Genomic DNA, 7,292 nt, shown 5'->3' with positions numbered 1-7,292 from the left:
CGCCGCTACGGATTCCACGGAACTTCATTCCTCTACACAGCAAAACGCGCTTCTGTTCTTCTTCACAAAGCGCCAAAAGACACAAATGTAATCATCGCCCACGTTGGAAACGGCGCTTCTATGTGCGCAGTCAAGAACGGATGCTGCTTTGACACATCAATGGGAATCACACCGATTGAGGGACTCGTTATGGGAACCCGCACAGGCGACGTTGACGTTACTCTTCCTTTCTATATCATGCGCCAGACAGGAATGACTGTTGAAGAGATGGACAACGCTTTGAACAAGAAATCCGGACTTCTCGGACTCACAGGACTTTCTTCTGACCGTCGCGACATTGCTGACGCTGCAGAAAAAGGAAACAAAGACGCTCAGCTCGCAGTTGACATGGAAGTTTACCGCCTTAAGAAATACTTCGGAGCTTATATGGCTGCAATCGGTCCTGTTGACGCGATTGTCTACACAGCAGGCGTCGGCGAGCACTCTGCTTTGATCCGTGGACGCGCTCTCGAAGGTCTTGAGTGGATGGGCGTAAAAATCGACCCAAAAAAGAACGAGCTTGCAAACACAGGCAACGCTGAGACTTGCATTTCTGCCGACGACTCAAAAGTAAAGGTTTTCGTAATTCCTACAGACGAAGAGCTTGTCATGACAGAAGATGCATTCGCAATCATGAACGGAACATACGATGTTCACACAAACTTCACATATTCTTTCCAGGATCCAGCTTACAGAAACAAGGCGCGCGAGGCTGCACTTGTAAAGGAACTTGAGAAGAATCCAGAACTTGCAAAAATCATCGTAAGGCCGTAGTTTAATTAAAAACTGCGCTAAAAACGCATAATTTTTTACTAAAAAAATGGCTGTCTGAACCTGTGGCAATTAAAAAAAAATCCACAAACTTTCAGACAGCCTTTTTTATAAAAAACAAACTGTTTTATAAATTTATCTCTGGCAAGCCCCTTGACGGATTTTTTCTGCAACAAGTTCTCCGCAAAGAAGTTCAACAAATTTCATTGCAAACTGTTCGGCAGTTCCAGGTCCGCGCCCCGTAAGCACATTGTTATCTAAAACAAACGGAACATTTTTTATGTGAGTTGAATTTTCGGTCAATTCTTCAGCTTTTAGCGCACTTCCACACCATTTATCAAGTTCTTTTTCCATCTCCGGATAGCATGTCCATTTTCGGTTAGCCAAAATTCCAGTTGGAGCAAGAACAACAGCAGGAGCAGCACAAATTGCAGCAACAACTTTTCCACCTCGCGCCATTCTAATCGTAAAAGTAAACAAAAACTGGTTATCTGCTAAGTTTTTTGCTCCAGGCATTCCGCCAGGAAAGTAAATGGCATCGGTCAATTCACCGTCCAGTTTTTTTATGTAATCTTTAAGCAGAATATCAGCAATAACAGGAATTCCATGACTGCCTTTTACAACAATCTGCTCATCAACACAGCCGTCTTCCGGCACGCTAACAGTCGTAACATTTTGACCAGCACGACGCAAATAATCAACAACCGTCAGAGCTTCGATTTCTTCAAACCCTGGCGCAAGAAAAACAGAAATATTCATAGGCTCATTCTACCACAAAACATTTTTTACAGCAAAATTCGTTCAAAAAATTTTGTCAAAAAAAATCCCCGAAAAGCTTCTGCCTTCCGGGGAAATTTTCCATTTTTTAACTGAACTCTATTTTTTTAGTTTTGTTCTGAGTCAGCAACAGGATTGTTCCAAAAATCGTATCCAATTGAATAGATGCGCTTTCCAGAGAAATAATCTGCTGTAAGTTTTACGATAATTCCGTTCAAAATGAGAAGAGAAATAATATTTGGAATTGCCATTAGTCCGTTTACGATGTCGGCAATTGTCCAAACAGCGCTTACAGTCATATAAGGACCGATAAAAATAGCGGCAATATAAAGCCAACGGTAGATTTTTACTGGAGCCATTTTTCCTTTAGAAAGATATTCGATACAGCGTTCTGAATAATAATCCCAGCCCAATATTGTCGTAAATGCAAACAAAATAAGGCAGGCCATCAAAACAAACGAAATTACAACGCCAGGAATGCGTGGAAGCAAAGCGTGGAATGCAGCGTTTGTAATTGCAAATCCCTGGAATTTTTCAGGGTCAAGAATTTCAGGATTCAAAATTCCACCGATTACAATTGTAAGACCTGTGATTGTACAGATTACGATTGTATCAAAGAAAGTTCCAGTCATTGAGATAATTCCCTGCTGAACCGCATAATCAACCTTTGCAGCAGAAGCAGCAATTGGAGCTGAACCAAGTCCGGCTTCGTTCGAGAAAATACCGCGGGCAATACCTTTCTGCATTGCAACAATCATTGCGCCTACAGCGCCACCGGCAACAGCCTTAAAGCCAAATGCGCCCTGGAAGATTCTCTCAAAAGCCTCTGTAACATGAGAAATATTGCAAGAAACTGCAAAAACACCAAACACAAAATAAACAACAGCCATTGCAGGAACAATTACAGCCGCAACATTTGAAATTCTTTTAAGACCGCCAATGATTACGAGCGCGGCCAAAATTGCAAGAACAATAGAAGCAATTACTACAACAACAGAATATGTTCCAATTCCAGGAATTGAAACAGTAGCGAGAGCGGCACCGCCGACAACAGTAGAAGAGAATGTTTCAACTGCGGTCGTGATTGAATTTACCTGACTGAAAGTTCCGATTCCAAACAAACCAACCATAGTTCCGAAGATTGCAAACAAAATTGCGAGAACTTTTCCAAGACGAGGGAATTTTGCGCCAACTCCTTTTTCACAAGTGTAGAAAGGACCGCCGAGAATATGGCCGTCTGCTTTTTCTTCACGGAAATGAATAGCTAAAAGACATTCAGAATATTTTGTGGCCATTCCCAAAAGCGCGGCAAGCCACATCCAGAAAAGCGCACCAGGTCCGCCAAGCGCAATGGCGGTAGCAACACCGACAATGTTTCCAGTTCCAATTGTTGCAGAAAGCGCAGTACAAAGGCTCTTAAAAGAAGAAAGTTCTCCTCCCTCTTTTGAATCAGATTTGCGGAAAATAGATTTAATTGCAAATTTGAGCTGAGAGAACTGAACGCCTCTAAGCCTAATTGTCAAAAAGATGCCGGTTGCAAGAATCAGAATTATGAGAGGAAGTCCCCACACAAAACCGTCAATAGCATCTAAAACAGAATTGATTTTTGTGAACACCGATGAAGTCATAGTGTTCTCCTTGAGAATAAAAAATCCCTGCAAAACTAGCGCAGAGAAAAAAATAGAGCCTGTCTCATCGGGCAGGCTCTCTAGAGTGAGTAGAACTTTTTTAAGCTCCGTCCGTTTGCCTGAGATATCGGTTCTTATAACCTTAACCCTTCGGCGCCTTGCCACATTACAAGGACTCTCCAGAGAGATGGCTTAGGTACAACGCACCCGCCTTCATTTATAAGATTACCAATATGATAAGCTTTTTACAAGAGCTTTTATATTTTAACGATTAATTTTCCCTGTTTCCATCGCTATAATCATCGTCCTCAACAATGTCATCTTCTTCATCGTCATCATCATCGTCAGACTTTTCCCGCAGATACTTTTTCAGAATTTTTACAGCCTCGTCCTTTTCAATGTCAAATTCATCCATAAGTTCACGCACAATGTCGCCTTTGCTTACCAGCTCCTCTTCCAAAGCCTTGATGTAAGAAACATAGTAATCAAAATCGTCCAAATCATCATCGCCAGTAGTATAAATATCATCATCAAACATAATTCTTACCTCAAAACTTATGATAACATAAACAACGCCAAACTTGCATATAAAATCTTATTTAAAGGTGAGCTATTCTGGAGCGCAATTTTTTGTCAAACCCGTCTTTCGCAATTCCGCTTCCGCTCCATTGAGGCGGCAGCTTCGCAAAACTCAGCATCCGCCTCAACTTCGTTGCTACAGCCAGGGCTAATTTTTTTTGTTCATAAACAATTTTCTTCCAAAAACACAAATTGCGGATTTTCTGGTAATTTCAAAAAACAAAAACTCAGTTTAAAACAAAAAAACCGGGAGCTCATCCCGGTATGTATAAACGCCATACAAAACACATTTAGTCTGTTGGCACAATATTCAGTTCCTGCGTAACTGCAGGTAGATTATGTCTAGTTTTTGACCTCTAAAAGGTCTGATATTTTTGTCGGCAACATAAGCGTCTCCTCTACGTGCGGCCGGTGCTAAGTCCTCATCTCTTTCCTGACCACGATTTAATACTAACACGGTATTCCATGCCCGTAAAATAAAAAAATTGTTATAAAAAATCTATTTTTCTTTTTAAATTTCAGGCAGATTGTACTTTTTACGAAACTCTCTGGGAGAACAGCCAGTGCATTTTCTAAACGCATCGCCAAAATAATTCGCATCGGCAAAGCCACAGGCAAAAGCAATCTGCGTTACGGTCAGTTTTCCATTTATAAGCATTTCCTGGCTTCGCTTTATGCGCACGTTTGTCAGGTATTCCTTAAAACCATAGCCTGTCACTTCCATAAATTTTCTAGAAAAATATGTGCTGCACATTCCTGCAATTCCAGCAGCCTCGTTAAGCGTAATTTTTTGCGCATAGTTTTCAAAAATAAATTTTGCAGCTTTCTGAACCGAAGCCGTCGTCTGATCAATAAGCTCTTCTTTTTTTATATTGCTTCCGTTGCGTCCAATCATAGAAAAAAGACTAAGAATCAGTCCGTGAATGTTCAAGCCGCTGTAAAAATCGCTTTTTTCTTTTTCTTTTAAAAGCAAATCCAAAACATAAAAAAATTCTCTTCTTTCTTTTCCAGAAAAGCTCATCTTTCCCAAAACCATAGTTTTTCCTAAAAAATTCGGCATAAGAAGACGCAAAAAAGGCTCGACAAATTCCTGAGTAAAACTCAAATTGACTCTTTCCGCCGGCATTTCTTTTTCATATTGATTTCTGTGCAAGGTTGACGGCGGAAGAATTACAATTTCGCCTTCATTCACAAAAAAAAGATTGTGGTCGACAAAAATTCTGCACTGTCCTTTTTTTACGCAGCAAATTTCAAAATACGGATGATAATGGCTGTTTCCCATCGAAACTTCTTTGTTCTTAAAAACTATGTCAAAATCCTTTACAGTGTCGCGGTAAAATGCGTTTCGTGCATTATCAAATACTTTCTGGTTCATTTTTTTACCGTTTTTTGATAATCATAAATTTTCTGTAGTTTAATGCAATCTTTCATAAAAATCACGCTTTTTTACATTTTATTTTGGCATATAATTTATTAAGGTTGTGTTAAAAAATCTAAATAATAAAATATAAAGGACGAAAAAAATGAGTGTTCAACTTTCAAAAAAAGACGAAAAATTCCGTGAATTTTCCCTAAACGGAAATATGTTTCATGTAATTCTTTATGTCTGCATTCCGCTCGCCCTGTACCAGAGCCTTACACAAATTTTTAAAGTCTTCGACACGATGATGGCCGCGCATATTTCTGCAACGGCAGTTTCTTCGGTTGCGTACATTGGCCAGATTCAGATTATGCTTTCCGCACTTGGAAGCGGTCTTGCAGTCGGTGCGAGCATAAAAGTAAGCGAAGCGTACGGTGCTGGAGACTGGGAACTCGTAAGCAAGAGAGTTTCCACAATGGTTGCAATGTGCGCAATTTTGGGCAGCGCAATTTTGCTCTTTCTTTTGCCGGCAGCTTCTGCATTTTTACGTTTTATGAAAACTCCTGAAGAATTTATTTCAATAGGAAGCACTTACTTTAGAATCGAAATTCTTGCGCTTGTAATAACATTTTTTAACAACATATACATTTCGATTGAACGCGCGCGCGGAAATTCAAAAAGAATTCTTTATATGAATATGGGAATCGTCGCCTCAAAGCTCGCATTGACGGCAATCTTCGTATATATTTTTCGTCTTGGAATTACAGCGATTGCAGTTGCAACCTTGATTTCGCAGCTGACGGTTCTTTTTACAGCAATTGTTGTAATGACAAAAAAAGGCAATCTTTTCAGTTTTTCGGCAAAAGCGGTTTCGTTTAAAAGTGAAATTGTAAATCCAATGCTCAAACTTTCAATTCCTGTAATAATCGAAAAAGCGGCTTTTGCAATGGGAAAAGTAATCGTAAATTCAATGTGCACGGTTTATGGACCGCAGACAGTCGGCGCCCTCGGAATTTCTAACAACATCGGCGGAATTACGACTATGCCTCAAAATGGTTTTCAGGAAGGCGGAAGCGCCGTAATAAGCCAAAACCGCGGAGCCAAAAAATTTAACAGGACAATCAAAGCCTTTTGGTGCGAACTTATCTGCAACCTTATCATTGGAGTTGTTTTGATGAGTATTTCCCTTTTGTGCCTTGAACAGATTTCGAAATTTTTTGCAGGAGACAACCTGAAATTTCAGGAAATGATAAAAGGAATTTACCGTTGGGAAGCCTGGGGCGCAATTCCTCTTGGAATAAACGCTTCGGTTCTGTCGCTCATGTACGGTTTTGGAAAAACAAGAATAACGCTTTTTATGAATTTTTGCCGAATTTTTGTTTTCCGGGTGCCAGTTTTGATTATTCTTCAGAAATTTACAAATTTCGGAAGCGAATCCGCCGGAATCGTAATGGGAATAAGCAACTTTTTGAGCGGAATGCTTGCGGTAATTCTCGGTGTATGGATTTTTATAAAAATTAAAACAACTGAAAAACCTGAAATTTAATTTTTTAAGTTTTTCTTACGCCGGATGCGGCGGGCTTTAGTTGCGGCTGTCAAAAATGAATATCAAACTGTTGATGTTTTTTTTGCAGAAAATATGTTCGCAGACACAAAAATTGACAGCCGCAATGCGCGCGAGCAAACCCAAAGCAGCCGGTTAGACAAAAAATTTCGTCCAGATAAAAATTAAGCGGAAAATGTATCGCCGTTTTCTGATTTTTCGGTCAGATGTTCACGTTCAAATCGTTTATAACCTTCTTTGTATGCGTGAAAAGCAATTTTTTTCATTTCGCTTTTTTGGTTTATAGGAAGAACAAGGTTTTCAAAATGAGTCTTCCAATAATCGTCAAAGGCTTCTGCTACATCTTTCATAGATGGTTCCTCCACTTTTTTTTAAATTAAGCTATCATATTTTACAAAAAAAATAAAAAAGAGGTCAATAATCTGGTATGTTGGAATTATTTTTGTTAATTTTTATAAAATTTTGACCAAAATCTATTTTTTTTGACAGAGTTATTTTTATAAATTATTATATTTATATTAAAAATGTGTTAAAAAAATCAATTTTTTATCTTTACAAGTTTGCGTTGCAAACT

At 39.2% G+C, this 7,292-nt stretch carries 7 protein-coding genes and 1 riboswitch; of the genes, 2 read left to right on the top strand and 5 right to left on the bottom strand.

From position 1 onward, the window contains the following. The coding region (locus tag B2X33_RS09345; protein ID WP_296669210.1) for an acetate/propionate family kinase at positions 1 to 813 on the top strand (813 nt) is incomplete at its 5' end. A gap of 132 nt (positions 814 to 945) precedes the next feature. Here B2X33_RS09345 and B2X33_RS09340 read toward each other — a convergent pair. The 4 genes from B2X33_RS09340 to B2X33_RS09325 form a co-directional block, all read right to left on the bottom strand. Next, positions 946 to 1,569, bottom strand: coding sequence for a DJ-1 family glyoxalase III (locus B2X33_RS09340; protein WP_296023440.1), 624 nt, complete (start codon positions 1,567 to 1,569; stop codon positions 946 to 948). Positions 1,570 to 1,694: 125 nt separating this feature from the next. Then, positions 1,695 to 3,215: an alanine/glycine:cation symporter family protein gene (locus B2X33_RS09335; protein ID WP_296669208.1), complete on the bottom strand. Its 1,521-nt coding sequence runs from the start codon at positions 3,213 to 3,215 to the stop codon at positions 1,695 to 1,697. Between the two features lie 97 nt (positions 3,216 to 3,312). Then, positions 3,313 to 3,408, bottom strand: a riboswitch (glycine riboswitch). A 78-nt stretch (positions 3,409 to 3,486) separates the two neighbouring features. Continuing rightward, positions 3,487 to 3,753: a hypothetical protein gene (locus B2X33_RS09330; RefSeq protein WP_296669207.1), complete on the bottom strand. Its 267-nt coding sequence runs from the start codon at positions 3,751 to 3,753 to the stop codon at positions 3,487 to 3,489. Positions 3,754 to 4,305: 552 nt separating this feature from the next. Beyond that, on the bottom strand, positions 4,306 to 5,169 hold the full coding sequence (locus tag B2X33_RS09325) for an AraC family transcriptional regulator (RefSeq protein ID WP_296669205.1): 864 nt from the start codon (positions 5,167 to 5,169) through the stop codon (positions 4,306 to 4,308). Between the two features lie 148 nt (positions 5,170 to 5,317). Between B2X33_RS09325 and B2X33_RS09320 the strand changes: the two genes are divergently transcribed. Next, complete coding sequence (locus tag B2X33_RS09320; RefSeq protein WP_296669203.1) at positions 5,318 to 6,700, top strand: MATE family efflux transporter; 1,383 nt, start codon at positions 5,318 to 5,320, stop codon at positions 6,698 to 6,700. 182 nt (positions 6,701 to 6,882) lie between these two features. Here the strand turns inward: B2X33_RS09320 and B2X33_RS09315 are convergent, their stop codons facing one another. Continuing rightward, complete coding sequence (locus B2X33_RS09315) at positions 6,883 to 7,068, bottom strand: hypothetical protein (RefSeq protein ID WP_296023460.1); 186 nt, start codon at positions 7,066 to 7,068, stop codon at positions 6,883 to 6,885. Between the last annotated feature and the right edge of the window lie 224 nt (positions 7,069 to 7,292).

This window comes from Treponema sp. UBA785, assembly GCF_002297065.1.
In the GTDB taxonomy this organism is placed as follows: Bacteria; Spirochaetota; Spirochaetia; order Treponematales; family Treponemataceae; genus Treponema_D.
The sequence above is the reverse complement of the archived record's forward strand: the minus strand, read 5'-3'. Positions and strand labels throughout refer to the sequence as shown.